Here is a 17358-nt window from a genome sequence, read left to right on the forward strand (position 1 = left end):
AGCGCACCGAGGGCATGAACCAGCGCCGTCCGTCGTGACTTAGCCCGTAGAAGCGAAGGCGGTCCCGACCCGGGACCGCCTTCGCTTCGGGGGCTTGCTCCTCTTGATCAGCGGCGAGGCAGCGCCATCGGGCGCTCCGAGGCGACAATGGGGGCCGGAAGCTCGGTGCATCCGGTCAGATACCTGTCGACGGCCGCAGCGCAGGAACGGCCCTCGGCGATCGCCCATACCACCAGGCTCTGGCCGCGTCCGGCATCACCGCACGAGAACACGCCATCCTGCGAGGTCTGGAATGCGTCGTCACGGGCGACGTTGCCACGACCATCGAGGTCGACCGGCAACTGCGCCTGCAGGGTTTCGGTATCTGGGTGCAGGAAGCCGACCGAGATGAGCACCAAGTCGGCGGGGATCACACGTTCGGTGCCCGGCTGGCGGGTGAACGGGCCATCCTTGCCGGGGGCCACCGACACGACCTTGAGGCCGGTGACATGACCGTTTCCATCGGAGATGAAGCCCTCGGTCTGTGTATTGTCGCTCACCGTGATCTTGGCGGCGTCCTCCTCGGAACCCACGAAGTTCACTGAATCGGTGCTGTAGACGTATTCGCCGCCCTCCTCCATGGAGGAGGTCTTCTGGTAGAGGCGGGCGAAGGTCGGCCAAGGCTGGTTGTCCGGGCGCTTCGTCGGTTCCTGCGGCATGATCTGCAACACCGTCACATCCTTGGCCCCCTGGCGAATCGAAGTGCCCAGGCAGTCGGAACCGGTATCGCCGCCGCCGATGATCACCACATGCTTGTCCTTGGCCGTGATGTCATGGATCGGCTGCTTGCCGAACACACGACGGGTCGCGTCGGGCAGGAACTCCATGGCGAAATGGATGCCATCGAGATCGCGGCCCGGAATGCTCATATCGCGCGGAACGGTTGATCCGATGGCCACCACTACGGCGTCGAACTGGCTGCGCAGATCGTCCCAGCCGAGGTCCTTGCCGATCTCGGTGTTCGTGCGGAAGCGGGTGCCTTCGGCCTCCATCTGTTTGACTCGACGGTCAAGGAGCCCCTTTTCGAGCTTGAAATTGGGGATGCCGTAGCGCATGAGGCCACCGACCTCGTCGTCGCGTTCGAACACGACGACGGTGTGCCCGGCACGGGTGAGCTGCTGTGCACAGGCGAGGCCGGCCGGCCCCGAGCCGACGACGGCGACGGTCTGGTCACTCAGACGTTCGGGCGGCAGCGGCTTGACGTATTCGAGATCCCACGCCTGGTCGATGATGGTGACCTCGTCGTTCTTGATCATCGTCGGCGGCTGGTGGATGCCGAGCACGCACGCCGATTCGCACAGCGCCGGGCATATGCGCCCGGTGACCTCCGGGAAGTTGTTCGTCATGGACAGGCGATGGTAGGCGTCCTCCCATTGTCCCTGCCGCACCAGATCGTTCCATTCGGGGATGATGTTGCCCAGCGGGCAGCCCGACATACAGAACGGGGTGCCGCAATCCATGCATCGGGCGGCCTGTTCCTGCGTCCAGTCCTGCAGACCGGATTCCGCATGAACATCAAGCCAATCCTTGATGCGTTCCTCAACGGGGCGTTCGGCCGGTTCCCTACGGGACCTCACCTTCAGGAATCCACGTGGATCACCCATGTCAGCGCGCTCCTTCCATCACGTGCTCGTAAGTTTCCTCCCACACACCGGGCTCGTTGAAATCGATGTGTTCCGCCTTGGCCTTGTCCATGGCGGCGGTCATGGCGACGAACTGCTTCGGCACGAGGTGCGTGAAGCGCTTCGCCGACTCACTCCAGTGCTCCAGCAGCTCCTTGGCGAACACGGAGCCGGTCTCGGCGGCATGGCGCTCGACCAATTCGCGAACAACAGCCGAGGCATGCTCATCAAGCGGTTCGATCTGCAGCGCGCCGGAGGCGGCCTGGGGGTTGAGCTTGTCCCTGTCAAGGTCAAGCACATACACATGGCCCCCGGAGAAGCCGGCGCCGAGATTGCGCCCAGTGGAACCGAGGATCACCACGGTGCCGCCGGTCATGTACTCGCAGCCATGGTCGCCGACCCCTTCCACCACGAAGGTGGCGCCACCGTTGCGCACGCCGAAGCGTTCGCCGGCACGGCCGGCCACGAACATCTCGCCCGAAGTGGCGCCGAATCCCAGCACATTACCTGCGATCACATTCGTATGCGGATCGAAGGTGATCGCGTCGGTCGGCCTGATCACCATGCGGCCGCCGGACAGGCCCTTGCCCGCATAGTCGTTCGTCTCCCCGACGATGCGAATCGTCTCGCCACGCGGAATGAACGCGCCGATGGATTGGCCGCCGGTGCCGTTGAGCGTCAGGTCGATTGTGTTGTCGGGCAGACCATCCTCGCCGTATCGCCGGGTGATCTCGTACCCGAGCATTGTGCCCACCGTACGGTTGACGTTGCGAATGTCGGCGGTGATACGCACTGGCGTGCCGTTCTCGAGGGCGTCGTGCGCCTGTTCGATGAGCACGTTGTCGAGGGCCGTGTCAAGCTCATGGTTCTGTTCGATCGTCTGGTGGAGCACCGTGCCGGGAACCGGACCGCTCTGCATGAGCACATGGCTCAAGTCGATGCCCGCGGACTTCCAGCGCTCTATGGCGTCGTTCTGGTCCAGGCACTCCACATGCCCCACCGCTTCCTCGAGCGTGCGGAAACCGAGCTGTGCGAGCAGTTCACGCACTTCCTCGGCAATGAACATCATGAAGTTCACCACATGTTCGGGTTTGCCGGTGAAGCGTGCCCTGAGCTCCGGATCCTGCGTGGCGATACCCTGTGGACAGGTGTTCTTCTGGCATGCGCGCATCATCACGCAGCCCTCCACCATAAGAGCGGTGGTGGCGAAGCCGAACTCCTCCGCTCCCAGCAGCGCCGCGATCACCACGTCACGGCCGGTCTTCAGTTCGCCGTCGCACTGGACGACGATGCGCGAGCGAAGACCATTGAGAATCAACGTCTGCTGGGTTTCCGACAGACCGATCTCCCATGGCGTGCCGGCATGGCGGATGGCATTGAGCGGGGCCGCACCAGTACCGCCGTCATAGCCGGAAATGAGCACCACGTCGGCATGGCACTTGGCCACACCGGCCGCAATGGTGCCCACACCGAATTCGGACACAAGCTTGACATGCACGCGAGCCTTCGGATTGGCCATCTTCGCATCGTTGATGAGCTGCTTGAGATCCTCGATGGAGTAGATGTCATGATGCGGAGGCGGCGAGATGAGCTCCACACCAGGTGTTGCATGGCGCACCTTGGCGATCCACGGCGGCACTTTGGCCCCCGGCAGATGGCCGCCCTCGCCGGGTTTGGCTCCCTGCGCCAGTTTGATTTGCAGATCGGTGGCATGCACCAGGTAATCGCTCGTCACACCGAAACGGGCGGAGGCGATCTGCTTGATCTTGCTGCACAGTTTCGGATCGTTGAGCCGTTCCGTTGATTCGCCACCCTCGCCGGAATTGGAGCGTGCGCCAATCGAATTCATTGCGATGGCGAGCGTCTCGTGGGCTTCCTTCGAGATGGAGCCATAGCTCATGGCACCCGTGGAGAATCGCTTGACGATCTCGGTGGCCGGCTCGACCTCACTGATGTCGATCGGTTTGCGCACCGCGTTGAACTTCATGAGTCCACGCAGTGTCATCAGACGGTTCGATGTGTCGTTGATATGCGCGGAATAGCGTTTGAACATGTCGTAGTCGCCGCGTTGGGTGGACTGCTGGAGCAGGAAGATCGCCTCGGGGTCGTTGAGATGCTCCTCACCGGTGCGGCGCCACTTGTATTCGCCGCCGGTGCGCAGCACACGGTGCGGTGTCGCCGTCCATTGGTTCGGATATGCCTCGCGGTGGCGGATCGCCACCTCCTCGGCCAGGTCGTCGAGCCCGCAGCCCTCGACACGGGATACCGTGCCGGTGAAGTACTTGTCGATCACGGCGCTGTCGAGGCCGACGGCTTCGAACAGCTGGGCACCACGGTAGCTCATGATCGTGGAGACGCCCATCTTGCTCATGATCTTGAGCACGCCGGTGGAAAGCGCATTGCGCAGATTCTCGATTGCGGTCTCGGGGTCGACCGTCACATAGCCGGTGCGGGAAAGCTCCTCCACTGACTCAAATGCCAGGTACGGATTCACTGCGGCCGCGCCGTAGGCGATGAGCAGCGCCACATGGTGAATCTCACGCACATCGCCGGCCTCCACCACCATGGAGATCTGGGTCCTCGTATGCTTGCGAAGCAGATGATGCTGTACAGCCGAAGTGAGCAGCAGCGACGGGATCGGAGCCATCATATGGTTGGAGTCGCGGTCGGAGAGCACGAGGAAATTGCTGCCGTCGGCGATGGCCTGGTCGATTTCGGCGAAGATCTCCTCCAGACGGGTCTCCAAGGCATTGCCACCGCCGGTGACCTGATACAGTCCCCTGATCACATACGGCTTGTAATAGCCTCCGAGCTGTGAGGCGCGATCCAAGCGCTTGAGCTGGGCCATCTCGTCGGAGGTGAGCACCGGCTGCGGGATGATCACCTTCTTGGCATGCAGTGCACAGTCTTCGAGCAGATTCGGTTCGGGCCCGATCGCCGAGGCGATCGAGGTGACGATCTTCTCGCGTTCCCAGTCAAGCGGCGGGTTCGTGACCTGTGCGAACTTCTGCATGAAGTAGTCGAACAGCATGCGGCTGCGGCTGGAGAGTACGGAAAGCGGAATGTCGTTGCCCATCGAACCGAGCGGCTCCTTGCCGGTATTGGCCATGGGAGTCAGCACCATCTTGAGCTCTTCCTGCGTGTAGCCGAAGGCACGCTGGCGCCGGTGTACGGAACGGCCGGAATAATTGATGTGCTGACGCTGCGGCAGCTCCTTCATCTCCACCGTGTTGTCTTCCACCCATTCCCTATAGGGATGCGCAGTTGCCAGTTCATGCTTGATCACGTCGTCTTCGATGACCTCGCCACGCGCGGTGTCGATGAGGAACATCTTGCCGGGCTCAAGACGTCCCTTGCGCACAATGTGCTCCTCACCCACCTGGGGCAGCACGCCGCTTTCCGAGGCAAGCACCACATAACCGTCATCGGTGATCTGCCAACGGCCCGGACGGAAGCCGTTGCGGTCAAGCAACGCCCCCACAAGCTCGCCGTCGGTGAAGACGATGTCGGCTGGGCCATCCCATGGTTCAATGAGCGTGTTGTTGTATTCGTAGAATGCACGGACGTCCGGATCGAGCTCCTTGTTGTTCTCCCACGCCGGGGGCACCATCATCAAGATGGCATGTGGCAGGGAACGACCTGCAAGGTGCAATAGTTCAAGCACCTCATCGAAGGTGCCCGAATCGGAATACCCCGGCGTGAGAATAGGCAGCAGTTCCTTCATGTCGCCGAGCAGCTTGGAGCTCAGGCGCCCCTCACGAGCTGAGAACCAGTTGCGGTTGCCCTGGATCGTGTTGATCTCACCATTATGGGCGATGAGGCGGAAGGGCTGTGCCAACGGCCAGCTCGGGAAGGTGTTCGTGGAGAAGCGCGAATGGACTATCGCAATCGTGGCCTTCATGCGCTCGTCGAACAAGTCCGGGAAGAATGGCTTCAGCTGCATCGTCGTGAGCATGCCCTTGTAGGTGATGGTCATCGACGAGAGCGATGCGAAATAGACGCCCACCTCGTGTTCGGCGCGCTTGCGCACACGGTAGACCTTGCGATCGAGATCCACGCCCGCCAAAGCCGATTGCGGATCCGCCAGGACCAGCATCTTGAACGATGGCATACTGGCCAGTGCCTGCAGTCCCAGACCATCAGGATTGGTGGGCACCACACGCCACGCCAGCACCTCAAGCCCCTCCTCGGTGGCGATCTTGGCAATGGCCTGCTCCTGCTGGCCGCTGGTGGCGATGTCACGGTCCAGGAACGCGATGCCAGCCGCATAGTGCTTCGGATCCGGCAGCGGCGCATCGATGACGGCACGCATGAACTCATCGGGCATGCTCATCAGAATGCCGGCACCATCACCGGTGTTCTCCTCCGCTCCGACGGCCCCACGATGGTTGAGGTTGATCAGCACCTCGATGGCATCGTCCACGATCTTGCGTTCCGGCCTCGTGTTGAGGGTGGTGACCATACCGACACCGCAGGCATCATGCTCGGCAGCGGGATCATACATCCCCTCCGGGCGATGAATCGTCAAATCTAGCGGGCTCGCAAAAGTCACCGCAATCACCTCTCCTTCATGGCAATCCATGGGCAGTTGTCCAACTTAGGTTAGCGGGCGTCGGCCCGTTGCCGCCACTTGAGTCCACATACCGAAGAACGCACTGGATGTCAATGGGCGAATTTCACGCTCCGGGAATCTAAGCTCCATGCATTCTATTTCCCGCATCATTACGGGAGTATGTCATGCCGTCACACGGCGAACATACGCCCGAATGATGAGATTCAGTGATGGAAGGCGGCATCCATGAGGCGCTCGATCACCAGATCGTTGAGCAGTCTGCCCCGCAATGTCGCAATCAGCGCGTCGTCCGAACGGGTGAGCAATCCCTCGTTCACCAATGTGTCGATTGCCGTGGAAGGAATCTTCATGCCGGTCCGTTCGGCGAAGGCGGAGACATTGAGACCTTCCCGCAGACGAACACCGAGCATGAGCAGCTCCTCGGCGTTCTCATCGCAGTCGATGAGTTCGAAGTCCTGCCATGGCACACGATTGTGCTGAAGAGCCACCGCCCAGACTCGCGGATGCGGTATGTCCCATGCGCGCATGGACGTCCACGTATCACGCGCCGGATAACCCTGCCCGTTGGCACCTACCGGTATGCCCGCCTTGGGATCATGGCCGATTCCCATATCCATGCGGCGTACCGCATTGTAGTGGCTATGCGCCCCCGGTCCGATCCCGGCCCAATCCACGTTGCGCCAGTACCCCAGGTTGTGCCGGCTCTCGTGCCCGGGGCGCGCCCAATTGGATATCTCATACCATTCAAGCCCCGCAGCGCTCAGCAGCTGGTCGGCAAGCTCATATTTGGTGGCCTCGTCATCATCATCCGGAGCCTCGATCTCACCGGCGGCGATGCGTCTGCCCATCTTCGTATGGGGTTCGACCGTCAATGCGTAAGCGGAGATATGGTGCACGCCCAGATCAATGGCCGATCGCACGCTGTCGCACCAGTCCTCGATACTCTCCCCCGGCGCTCCGTAGATCAGATCGACACTCGTCTCCAACCCGAGCCTGTGTGCAGCCTCGACATCCGCAGCCACATTCGACGGATTGTGGGTGCGATCCAACGTGCGCAGCACATGCGGCACACTCGACTGCATGCCGAATGAGATTCGGGTGAACCCACCGTCCCTCAGTAGGCGCAGATACCCGGGATCGACCGAGTCGGGATTCGCCTCGGTTGTGATCTCGGCATCCTCACGAATGCCCCATATCTCGCGCACGGCGTCCAGCATCGCCACCAGATCGCCGGCAGGTAGCAACGTCGGCGTGCCCCCGCCGAAGAAAACGGTGGATGCAGGCGGCTCCACCACACCATGTGCCAACTGCCATTCATGCACGACCCGCATCTCGCGAATGGCCAACGTCGCATAGTTTGCGCGCGAAGCGCCCTCCCCGAGGTCGAGTGCCGTGTAGGTGTTGAAATCACAGTAGCCGCAGCGGCGAATGCAGAACGGCACATGCACATACACCTCGAATGGCATGGAGGCCGAAGCTGGCGGATGCGCCGTGAGCGGCGCTGCTGCATCGCACATGGCCCGATCAGCCTTCGCTCTTCTGCGCGGCGCGGATCTTGTCTTTCGTATCGCGGTCGTTGCCGCCTTCGCCGGTCGACAACGCGGCGACGAAAGCCTCCTGCGGCACCTCGACATGACCAAGCATCTTCATGCGCTTCTTGCCCGCCTTCTGCTTTTCGAGCAGCTTGCGTTTACGGGTGATATCACCGCCATAGCATTTCGCCAGAACATCCTTGCGCAGCGCACGTATGTTCTCACGCGCGATGATGCGGGAGCCGATTGCGGCCTGGATGGGAATCTCGAACTGCTGGCGCGGAATGAGCTCCCGCAGTTTCTTCGTCATCATCACGCCATAGCTATAGGCCTTGTCGCGGTGCACGATTGCGGAGAAAGCATCGATCTTCTCCCCCTGGATCAGAATATCCACCTTCACCAGATCGGCCGCCTCCTCGCCATCGTCGTGGTAGTCGAGCGACGCATAGCCTTTCGTCCGGCTCTTCAACTGGTCGAAGAAATCGAACACGATCTCGGCGAGCGGTATGCGGTAATGCATCTCCACGCGGTCGGTGGAGATGTATTCCATGGTGCTCATCGTGCCACGATGTTCCTGGCACAGGTCCATCACCGCTCCAATGAACTCCTTGGGGGTGATGATGTCGGCGGCCACCATCGGTTCGACGATTCTTTTGATCTTGCCGTCCGGGAACTCGCTCGGATTGGTCACACGATGCACGGTGCCGTCTTCGGCGGTCACCTCGTACGGCACGTTCGGGGCCGTAGAGATGAGATCGAGACCGAATTCGCGGCTCAGCCGCTCGGAGACGATCTCCATGTGGAGCAGACCGAGGAAGCCGCAGCGGAAGCCGAATCCCAACGCCACCGATGTCTCCGGTTCGTAGATGAGGGCGGCATCGTTGAGCTTGAGCTTGTCAAGGGCCTCACGAAGCTCGGGGAACTGGGCGTTGTCGATCGGGAACAACCCCGCGTAGACCATTGGCTGCGGGTCACGGTAGCCGGGAAGCGGCTCGGTGGCGGGATGGGCTGTGGATGTGATCGTGTCGCCCACCTTTGACTGGCTCACATCCTTGGCGCCGGTGATCACGTAGCCCACCTCGCCGGCACCCAACGCGCGCGTCGGCATCATATCGGGACTGATCACACCGATCTCAATCGGGTCGTAGGTGGTGCCCACACCCATCATATGAAGTTTCTCACGTGATCTGAGCTCTCCGTCTACCATGCGGATATAGGTGACGATGCCGCGGTAGGAATCGTAGACGGAATCGAAGATGAGCGCACGGGCGTCCGCATCGGGATCACCGGTGGGTGCCGGCACGTCGACGACGATGCGGTCGAGCAGCTCGCGCACACCTTCCCCCGTCTTTCCGGAGACGCGCAGCACGTCGCTCGGCTCGCAGCCGATGAGACTGGCGATCTCCTCGGCGTGTTTGTCGGGTTCGGCGCTGGGCAGATCGATCTTGTTGAGCACGGGGATGATGGTGAGGTCGTGGTCGATGGCCATGTACAGATTGCTCAGTGTCTGCGCCTCGATTCCCTGCGTGGCGTCCACGAGCAGCACAGCCCCCTCGCATGCCGCCAAGGCTCGCGAGACCTCGTACGTGAAATCGACGTGTCCGGGGGTGTCGATCATGCCGAGGGTGTACTCCTGACCGTCATAGGACCATGGCACACGCACGGCCTGCGATTTGATCGTGATGCCCCTCTCCTGCTCGATGTCCATGCGGTCGAGGAACCGGTCGCGCATCTCGCGTTCGGGTACGATTCCCGAAAGCTGGAGGATGCGGTCTGCAACGGTTGATTTGCCATGATCAATATGCGCGATGATGCAGAAATTACGGATCAACGACTGATCGGTGAATCCCGGCTGGTTATGCTGCTCGCTCACGAACCCTCCTATACGTTGGTAACTGTATGATTCTACCCATACGCCACGGCAAGCCCACGGAATCCGACACCTTCCGTTTATCCCCGCATCATGGTATTCTTCTCATTTGTATGTCCTTATAGAAACACTTCGTTTGGAGAATAGATAGTGGCAAACATCAAGTCGCAGAAGAAGCGCGTTCGCACGAACGAGAAGGCGCATCAGCGCAACGTTGCGGTCAAGTCCGCTCTGAAGACCTACATCCGTCGCACCCGCGAAGCCATCGCTTCCGGCGACAAGGCCGCCGCTGAGGCCGCCTTCGCTATCGCTGGCCGCAAGCTCGACCAGGCTGCAGGCAAGGGCGTCATCGCCAAGAACCAGGCTGCGAACCGTAAATCCAGCCTCGCTCTGCAGATCAACGCCATGTGATTCGTTCGCATATGCAAAGGCCCCGGTCCAACCGCCGGGGTCTTTTCTTTTGCGTATGCGGATATCTGGAAGGAGCGAGCGTTCGTCCGATCAGCTTGACGCCGGATCACCGCGCCGGGGTCCCGGAGCATCCTTGGAATCCGGTGCGGCTTTCCGACGCTGCCCGTCGGTGTCCGTCTGCGCCCTCTCTCCCCTCAGCAGCGTGGCCGGCAGATGCACACGGTGTCGTTGCACCGCGCCCGGCAGTCGAATGTTGAATTTCACCGAGCAGATGCGCAGCACAATCACCACAAGCACAATCACCACATCGAGGAGCATCTCCGTATTGTCCCCGATCAGCCGGCCAGTATGAGCGCGCCATACCCATACGGTGAAGATGCTGCCAAGCACCGCCGGCACCACATAGAGATGGGGATCGCGCACCACCATCGGCACCTCATTGACGAGCATATCGCGAATCACCCCGCCGCCCATCGCCGTGAACGTACCCAGAAACACTGCGGTCATGCCCGAGGTGTTGTACAGGAGGGCCTTACTCGTGCCGTTCACCGCGAACAGGCCAAGTGCCAGCGCATCGATGGTGATCATGGACCATTTGAGTTTGTCGACCTCCGGATGCACCACGGCCGTAACCGCCCCGGCGGCGAACGCAGTAAGCACCGACCCCATGTCGGAGATTCCCACCGGTGGTAACGCCCCGAGCAGCACATCACGTATGATTCCGCCTCCAAGCGCGGTGATCCATGCGATGATGATGATCGATGAGACGTCATAGCGCTTGCGTACCGCCGTCAGTCCCCCGGCCATGCCGCAAGAGAAGATCGCAAGGTACTCGACCGCCTGGAAGAACGGTGTGCTCTGCAACGCTATTTCCATGAATCAGACTTCCTGTTCCGCCAGTGCGTATACTGCACATTCAAGACTACAACGGAAAAGGGCGATGCCGTGAAGCATCGTCCTTGCACACCGCATATGCGGTTGCCACTGGTGTCGGCTCAGCACACCTTCCACATCCAGTCGTGCGGATCGGCGATCTCACCGAGCTGGATGCCCAGCAACTGATTGCGAATCGCCATCGTGAGCTCGCCCGGTTCGCCGTCGCCGACGGTGACATCGAACTTCTCGGACTTGAAACGGCCGATCGGGGTGACGATCGCCGCGGTGCCGCAGGCGAAGACCTCGGTGACCTTGCCGGACTTGATGTCGTCGAGCAGCTGGTCCAAGGCGATCATCGTCTCGACGACGTCATGGCCATCGTCCTCAAGCAGCTGGATAATCGAACGACGGGTGACACCAGGGAGGATGTTGCCGGTTAGGCTCGGGGTCTCCACATGGCCATCCTTGTACACGACCATCATGTTCATGCCACCGAGTTCCTCAAGATAGGTCTTCGTCGCGGCATCGACGAAGCAGACCTGTTCGCAGCCCTCGGAGATGCCACGGTACTCGCCGAGCAACGATGCGGCATAATTGCCACCGCACTTGGCGAAACCGGTGCCACCGGGACCGGTGCGGAACCACTTGTCCTCCACCCAGATGCTCACCGGCTTCACACCACCCGGGAAATACGGACCGGACGGGGAAGCGATCACGCAATACTCGACCTCCTCGGGCGCACGCACACCGAGGAACGCCTCGGAGGCGAAAATGAACGGACGCAGGTAGAGCGTGTATTCACGGCGGCTCGGCACCCACTTCACATCCTGTTCGACAAGCGCGGCGCAGGAACCCAGGAAATCATCGATGGGCACTTCAGGCAGATACAGGCGCTTGGCGGAATTCTGCAGACGTTCCGCATTGCAGTCAGGGCGGAACAGCCAAGTGGAACCGTCGGCATGGCGATATGCCTTGAGCCCCTCGAAACACTCCTGCGCATAATGGAGCACCGAGGCGCCCGGATCCATCTTCAGCGGCGCATACGGCTCGATGCGGCGGTCGTTCCAGCCTTCGCCCTTGGTCCAGGTCATGTGGGCCATGCTGTCGGAGAACACCTGGCCGAATGCCGGCCTATCGATGAGCTCCTCTCGTTTCGCATCGGATGCCGGGTTCGGATTGGGCAGAACAGTCCAGTCCTCGGCGAGCTTGTCGAGGGCTTCTGGATTGTGATGAGAATCGTTGGTCATTTTCTCGCTTCTTTGAATCATTCTTGGAATATGTTGGCTTTTGCAGCGCTTGTGGCACCGATTTGTCTGTTACTGTAAACACACCCCGTTACGAATGCGCAAAGCCGGTTCATATTTTGAAATATCTCACCGTCAGCGAACGGACATCTTGATTCCATATGCGTAAAGGACCCGCCGAAGACGACGGGTCCTTTACACGGATTCGCGAACGGCTCAGGCCTCTGCGCCTGCGTCCTTCTCATCTTCCGCCGGAACGGCATCTGCCGGCTCAGCGGTCTCGAAATCGGCAGGATCCTCCTGCGGGATCTCGATGGTGACCACGGATTCCTCCGGATCGGCGATATCGAGCTCGACACCCTCCGGCAGCTCGAGATCCCTGGCGAAGATGTTGTCGCCATCCTGCAGGCCCTCGACGGAGACGACGATGCGCTCCGGGAGGTTGGAGACATCTGCGCGGACCTTGAGCTCCTGCGCATCAACCACTGCGATGGCGCCACCCTTCGGGGTGCCTTCGACGAAGACCGGAACCTCGACTTCGATCTTCTCGCCGGCCTTGACCTCATAGAAGTCGATGTGCTCGATGATGCGCTTGACCGGGTTGCGCTGCACATCCTTGACGACAGCGAGCTTGGAGTCGGCGCCGAACTTGATGGTGAACAGTGCGTTGGTGTGGCGCAGGGCCAGCGACGTCTCACGCATCGGCAGCTTCACATACACCGGCTGGTCGCCACCTGCGTAGATGGTCGCCGGGATCTCCTTGGCAACGCGCATGCGGCGGGCAGGGCCCTTGCCAAACTCGGTGCGCAGTTCGCCTTCGAGAACAATGCTATTGTTAGCCATGTTGCATTCCTCCTTGTTTCCACTTGACGCATCAACGAGCCAAAGCGGCCCCAAGGAGCCCACTTTTTGCCGAGTCGATGACGGAGGCCGACCGGCCTCCCTCGCCAAAGCAACTCCTCAACACTACCGGCAGGCCGCGACATGACGGAGAGCAATACCATATATATTCGTTATGCAGTACCATGCAATCAGAACGCCGCGGCTCCGGTATGACAACGGAACGACTTGCGGGTGTGGAGGCAGACATGACGAAACGAATATCGAGCGCATGGCCATATATGGGAGCCGCAGCCGGAACGATGCTGGCCTGTGGCATGATCCTCGCCGCCGGGGAGACGATCTTTTCCGTCACCTTCGATTCGCAATCCAACCGTTCGTTGTTCCGCAACAAGTCACGCAGCGCTTTCGCCCAGCACGACCCGGCGCATCGGGCAGCGGAGGATACGCAGGCGCAGCTGTGGTTCGAACAGACCAGACATGCCGAGCAGATACGCAGCTATGACGGGCTAAAACTGCATGCATGGCGTTTCGATGCGAACACGGCCGCGCCACTGCCCCATACCCATGCCATTTGCATGCATGGCTACACCGGAGGTCCCGAGGAGATGGCACCTTGGGCATACCATTACGCCAATCTCGGCATGAGGGTGCTGGTGCCGGCGCAACGTGCCCATGAACTGAGCGAGGGCCGCTTCGTCGGCATGGGCTGGCTGGAGCGTGAGGACCTGCTGCGCTGGGTCAACTCGATTGTGGCCCGTGACCCTGACGCCCGCATACTGCTGCATGGCAATTCGATGGGCGCCGCCACGATACTCGACGTCTGTGCCGACCCGCGTCTGGCTCGCAACGTGGTGTGCGCCGTCGTCGACAGTGGGTTCTCTAGCGAATACGACCAGATGCTCGATTCGGTCTCCGCAATGCTTCACCTGCCCAAATGGATGGCCAAGCCGATGGTGGATTGCGCCAGTCTGGTGAACAGGCTCAGTCTCGGCTTCGGATTCCGTCAGGCGAATGCGATCGAACAGCTGCATCGCACCACGTTGCCGATACTGTTCATTCAAGGGGACCAGGACGACATCGTCAGCCCGCATATGCTGGGCAGACTATATACCGCATGCGCCAGCCCCGTGAAGGCGAGATTGCAGGTGCATGGCGCAGGTCATATACTCGGCCTGACCACCGATAGGAATCTGTATTGGAGCACGGTGGACGCCTTCCTACGCCGCTGCCTGCACATGGCAGACTGATCGCCGATTCCATCCCCAATAGCGATGGATGGGGGCAGGGTCCCGCCACAGCGGGACCCTGCCCCCATCCATCTATTCAATACTTCAATCCATGGAAATGGCCGCGGACTCAGCCGAGCAGCTCCTTGACAGCCGCGATGACGGACTGCAGGCTCTGCTTGGCATCGCCGAACAGCATCTGCGTGTTGTCTTCGTAGTACAGCTCGTTCTCGATGCCGGCGTAGCCCTTGCCACGGCCACGCTTCATCACGACGACGTTCTGCGACTTGTCGACGTCGAGGATGGGCATGCCCGAGACCGGCGTACCGGGTCTGCGTGCGGCCGGGTTCGTCACATCGTTCGCGCCGACGACCAATGAGACATTGGCGGCCGGGAACTGCGGATTGATGTCGTCGAGATCGACGAGCTCGTCGTAGGGCACGTTCGCCTCTGCGAGGAGCACGTTCATATGACCGGGCATACGACCGGCCACTGGATGGATCGCATATTCGACCTCAACGCCATGCTCCTTGAGCAGTTCGCCCAGATCGGCGAGTTCACGCTGCGCCTGCGCCTGCGCCAGACCGAATCCAGGTACGAAGATGACCTTGTCGGCATAGACGAGCTGCACCGCGAGATCGTCTGCCGACGTTTCCTTCATCGTGCCTTCCGGCCCCTCGCCATCACCGGCGGATGCATTGGAACCGCCGAAGCCGCCGGCAAGCACCGACATGAGCGGACGGTTCATGGCCTTCGACATGAGCACGGAGAGCGTCACGCCGGCAGAACCGACGAGGGCGCCAGCGATGATGAGCGCCACATTGTCAATGGCCAAGCCGGACATTGCGACGGCAGTGCCGGTGCACGCATTGAGCACCGAGATGACCACCGGCATGTCGGCACCGCCGATCGGAATGACGAACACCAGGCCGTAGCACAAGGCGAACACGGTGGTGAGGATCGCCCACAGGAGGCGCTGCTGCGGGAACACGCACAACAGCACGAATGAGGCGACCATGAGCACGATGAACAGGATGTTCCAAAAGCTCTTGCCGGGCAGCGAGAGGTTCCTCACCCATTTGACGCCCTGCAGCTTGCCGGCGGCGATAAGCGAACCGGTGAAGGTTACCGAACCGATCATGACGCCCAGACCAGCGGTGATGAGCACGACGATGCTCGGAGTGCCCTCCCCGGCGAGGATGTCATTGAGCGCGACAAGGGCCGCCGCACCGCCGCCCACGGTGTTGAACACGGAGACGAGCTGCGGCATGTCGGTCATCTTGACCCTCTTCGCCGAGGCGACGCCGGCGACGGCACCTATGATGATGCCTGCGATCAGCAGCCAGATGGCGATTGCATTCTCGAATCCGGTGATGAACAGTTTGACGAAGGCCATGACCACGGCGACCACCATGCCGGCCGCCGAGATGAAGTTGCCCTTACGCGCCGTCTTCGGGGAATTCATGTAATGAAGACCCATGACGAACATCACGGCGGACAGCAGGTATGCGAACCATGCGATAATATCGATTGGCGTGGTGTTCATTACTTGTCGCCTCCCTTCCCCTTGGCGTCATCTTTGTTACTCTTGAACATCTCGAGCATGCGGTCGGTGACCACATAGCCACCCACGACGTTCATTGTTCCCAGCACCGCCGCGAGGAAGATGAACACATAGGAGAGCCAGTTGTTGGCCTCGGCGGCCACGATGACGACACCGACGATGACGATGCCGTGGATGGAGTTCGCACCTGACATCAATGGCGTGTGCAGCGTCGCCGGCACTTTTCCGATGACCTCTATGCCAATGATCAGTGCGAGGATGAACAGGGTGATCGATACGACCAGATCTGGCATCGTCACTCCCCTTTCTTCTTGTCGTCGTTGCTGTCGGCATGCGTGTGGGCGACCACCATCGCATCGTCGAGCTCTTCGCCCTGCCTCACTTCGAGTCTGCCGTTCACCAGGAAGTGGGCGAGGACATCCGCCACGTTGCGGCTGAGCAGATTGGAGGCGGTGGTGCTCACCTCGCTGGCCAGATACGGGGCGCCGATGACGGTCACACCGCCGTCAGTCACCTGCGTTCCTATTTGCGAGCCCTCCACGTTGCCGCCCAGCTCGCTGGCCGCGCAATCGACAATGACACTGCCGCGGTGCAGACCACCCACACCGGCCTTGGTGAGCAGCATGGGGGGTTTACGGCCGGGAACCTTGGCGGTGGTGATGATGATGTCGAATTCCGCGGCCTTTCGGTCCACGGCCGCCTGCTGCTGCGCCTGCTCCTCGGCACTCAACGCACGGGCGTAACCGCCCTCGCCCTGTCCACGGGACAGGTCGATACCGAGGTCGAGGAACTTGGCACCAAGCGATTCCACCTCGGACTTCGAGGCGGGACGAACATCGTACGCCGTCACCACGGCACCGAGTCTTCTGGCGGTGCCAATGGCCTGCAGGCCGGCGATTCCGGCGCCGAGAATGAGCATCTTAGCCGGACGGATGGTGCCTGCAGCCGTGGTCATCATCGGCAGGAAGGAACCGTAGGCGTTGGCGGCCACCAGCACCGCCTTGTAGCCCATCACCGAATTCTGCGAGGTCATCTCGTCCATCGACTGGGCTGAGCTGAGCTGGCGTGGCAGACGTTCGATGGCGACGGCGGTTATGCCGGCGCTTGCCAGCGCCGCCACATAGTCCTCGTCGGTGAATGAGCTCAGCATGCCTATGACCCAGGTGCCCGGCTTGATGCGACCGATCATCTGCTCGGATGGCCGATCGACGAAGCCGAGGGCATCGGCCTTGGCGAGTATATCGTCGGCAGTGCAAACGGTGGCGCCGACCTTGGCGTAATCCTCGTCGGTGTAGGCGGCTGCGTTCCCGGCGCCCTGCTCAATCATGCATGTGACCCCCGCCTTGCGCAGGCGGGTCACGGTATCCGGCGTCAACGCGACGCGGGATTCATGGTCTGACGTCTCATTGAAAACGCCGAAGACCACGTTGGCTTCTGGTGTTTGAGCCATATGAACCCTTTCTATGCATCCCCGGATGGGAATGGTGAACATACAGCGCCCAGTCTAACGAAACATGCATGTAACACCATGGAAAAGTCCATGTATCGAATACTTTTG

At 61.0% G+C, this 17358-nt stretch carries 12 protein-coding genes; 2 read left to right on the forward strand and 10 right to left on the reverse strand.

All coding sequences use genetic code 11. From position 1 onward, the window contains the following. Positions 1–107 precede the first annotated feature (107 nt). The 4 genes from OGI63_RS09055 to lepA form a co-directional block, all read right to left on the reverse strand. Positions 108–1643 carry a glutamate synthase subunit beta gene (locus tag OGI63_RS09055; protein WP_004217873.1) on the reverse strand — a complete coding sequence of 512 codons (1536 nt, stop codon included), beginning with the start codon at positions 1641–1643 and terminating at the stop codon, positions 108–110. 1 nt (position 1644) lies between these two features. After that, positions 1645–6165: a glutamate synthase large subunit gene (gltB, locus tag OGI63_RS09060; RefSeq protein WP_004217872.1), complete on the reverse strand. Its 4521-nt coding sequence runs from the start codon at positions 6163–6165 to the stop codon at positions 1645–1647. A 272-nt stretch (positions 6166–6437) separates the two neighbouring features. After that, positions 6438–7751 (reverse strand): radical SAM family heme chaperone HemW, encoded by a 1314-nt coding sequence (hemW, locus tag OGI63_RS09065; protein WP_004217870.1) that lies wholly within the window; start codon positions 7749–7751, stop codon positions 6438–6440. Between the two features lie 7 nt (positions 7752–7758). After that, a complete protein-coding gene (gene lepA / locus OGI63_RS09070; protein ID WP_004217869.1) occupies positions 7759–9639 on the reverse strand; it encodes a translation elongation factor 4 in 1881 nt (626 codons plus the stop codon). A 147-nt stretch (positions 9640–9786) separates the two neighbouring features. Between lepA and rpsT the strand changes: the two genes are divergently transcribed. After that, entirely contained in the window at positions 9787–10047 is a 261-nt protein-coding gene (gene rpsT, locus OGI63_RS09075; RefSeq protein ID WP_004217863.1) for a 30S ribosomal protein S20, read from the forward strand. 90 nt (positions 10048–10137) lie between these two features. Here rpsT and OGI63_RS09080 read toward each other — a convergent pair whose 3' ends face one another. The 3 genes from OGI63_RS09080 to OGI63_RS09090 all read right to left on the reverse strand — a co-directional run bounded on the left by OGI63_RS09080 (position 10138) and on the right by OGI63_RS09090 (position 13010). Then, positions 10138–10923: a trimeric intracellular cation channel family protein gene (locus OGI63_RS09080; RefSeq protein WP_004217862.1), complete on the reverse strand. Its 786-nt coding sequence runs from the start codon at positions 10921–10923 to the stop codon at positions 10138–10140. A gap of 119 nt (positions 10924–11042) precedes the next feature. After that, positions 11043–12170, reverse strand: coding sequence for a branched-chain amino acid aminotransferase (locus OGI63_RS09085; protein WP_004217861.1), 1128 nt, complete (start codon positions 12168–12170; stop codon positions 11043–11045). A 213-nt stretch (positions 12171–12383) separates the two neighbouring features. After that, positions 12384–13010 carry a 50S ribosomal protein L25/general stress protein Ctc gene (locus OGI63_RS09090; protein ID WP_004217860.1) on the reverse strand — a complete coding sequence of 209 codons (627 nt, stop codon included), beginning with the start codon at positions 13008–13010 and terminating at the stop codon, positions 12384–12386. Between the two features lie 245 nt (positions 13011–13255). Between OGI63_RS09090 and OGI63_RS09095 the strand changes: the two genes are divergently transcribed. Further along, entirely contained in the window at positions 13256–14257 is a 1002-nt protein-coding gene (locus OGI63_RS09095) for an alpha/beta hydrolase (protein WP_004217859.1), read from the forward strand. A 109-nt stretch (positions 14258–14366) separates the two neighbouring features. Here the strand turns inward: OGI63_RS09095 and OGI63_RS09100 are convergent, their stop codons facing one another. From OGI63_RS09100 to OGI63_RS09110, 3 genes are read right to left on the reverse strand one after another with little or no spacing between them, the layout of a single operon-like run. After that, complete coding sequence (locus OGI63_RS09100) at positions 14367–15782, reverse strand: NAD(P)(+) transhydrogenase (Re/Si-specific) subunit beta (RefSeq protein ID WP_004217858.1); 1416 nt, start codon at positions 15780–15782, stop codon at positions 14367–14369. Further along, on the reverse strand, positions 15782–16093 hold the full coding sequence (locus tag OGI63_RS09105; protein ID WP_004269096.1) for an NAD(P) transhydrogenase subunit alpha: 312 nt from the start codon (positions 16091–16093) through the stop codon (positions 15782–15784). The genes OGI63_RS09100 and OGI63_RS09105 overlap by 1 nt, the downstream gene beginning before the upstream one ends. A gap of 2 nt (positions 16094–16095) precedes the next feature. Continuing rightward, positions 16096–17250, reverse strand: a complete 1155-nt coding sequence (locus OGI63_RS09110; RefSeq protein WP_004217856.1) for an NAD(P) transhydrogenase subunit alpha — start codon at positions 17248–17250, stop codon at positions 16096–16098. Positions 17251–17358 lie beyond the last annotated feature (108 nt).

This window comes from Bifidobacterium sp. KRGSERBCFTRI (genome assembly GCF_025908335.1).

What these genes read in the sequence shown, in the direction of transcription:
- gltB (WP_004217872.1), bottom strand. Translation starts at nt 6,165, where the DNA reads ATGTATGATCCCGCTGCCGAGCATGATGCCTGCGGTGTCGGTATGGTC.
- hemW (WP_004217870.1), bottom strand. Translation starts at nt 7,751, where the DNA reads ATGTGCGATGCAGCAGCGCCGCTCACGGCGCATCCGCCAGCTTCGGCC.
- OGI63_RS09090 (WP_004217860.1), bottom strand. Translation starts at nt 13,010, where the DNA reads ATGGCTAACAATAGCATTGTTCTCGAAGGCGAACTGCGCACCGAGTTT.
- OGI63_RS09095 (WP_004217859.1), top strand. Translation starts at nt 13,256, where the DNA reads ATGACGAAACGAATATCGAGCGCATGGCCATATATGGGAGCCGCAGCC.
- OGI63_RS09085 (WP_004217861.1), bottom strand. Translation starts at nt 12,170, where the DNA reads ATGACCAACGATTCTCATCACAATCCAGAAGCCCTCGACAAGCTCGCC.
- OGI63_RS09100 (WP_004217858.1), bottom strand. Translation starts at nt 15,782, where the DNA reads ATGAACACCACGCCAATCGATATTATCGCATGGTTCGCATACCTGCTG.
- OGI63_RS09110 (WP_004217856.1), bottom strand. Translation starts at nt 17,250, where the DNA reads ATGGCTCAAACACCAGAAGCCAACGTGGTCTTCGGCGTTTTCAATGAG.
- OGI63_RS09105 (WP_004269096.1), bottom strand. Translation starts at nt 16,093, where the DNA reads ATGCCAGATCTGGTCGTATCGATCACCCTGTTCATCCTCGCACTGATC.
- OGI63_RS09055 (WP_004217873.1), bottom strand. Translation starts at nt 1,643, where the DNA reads ATGGGTGATCCACGTGGATTCCTGAAGGTGAGGTCCCGTAGGGAACCG.
- OGI63_RS09080 (WP_004217862.1), bottom strand. Translation starts at nt 10,923, where the DNA reads ATGGAAATAGCGTTGCAGAGCACACCGTTCTTCCAGGCGGTCGAGTAC.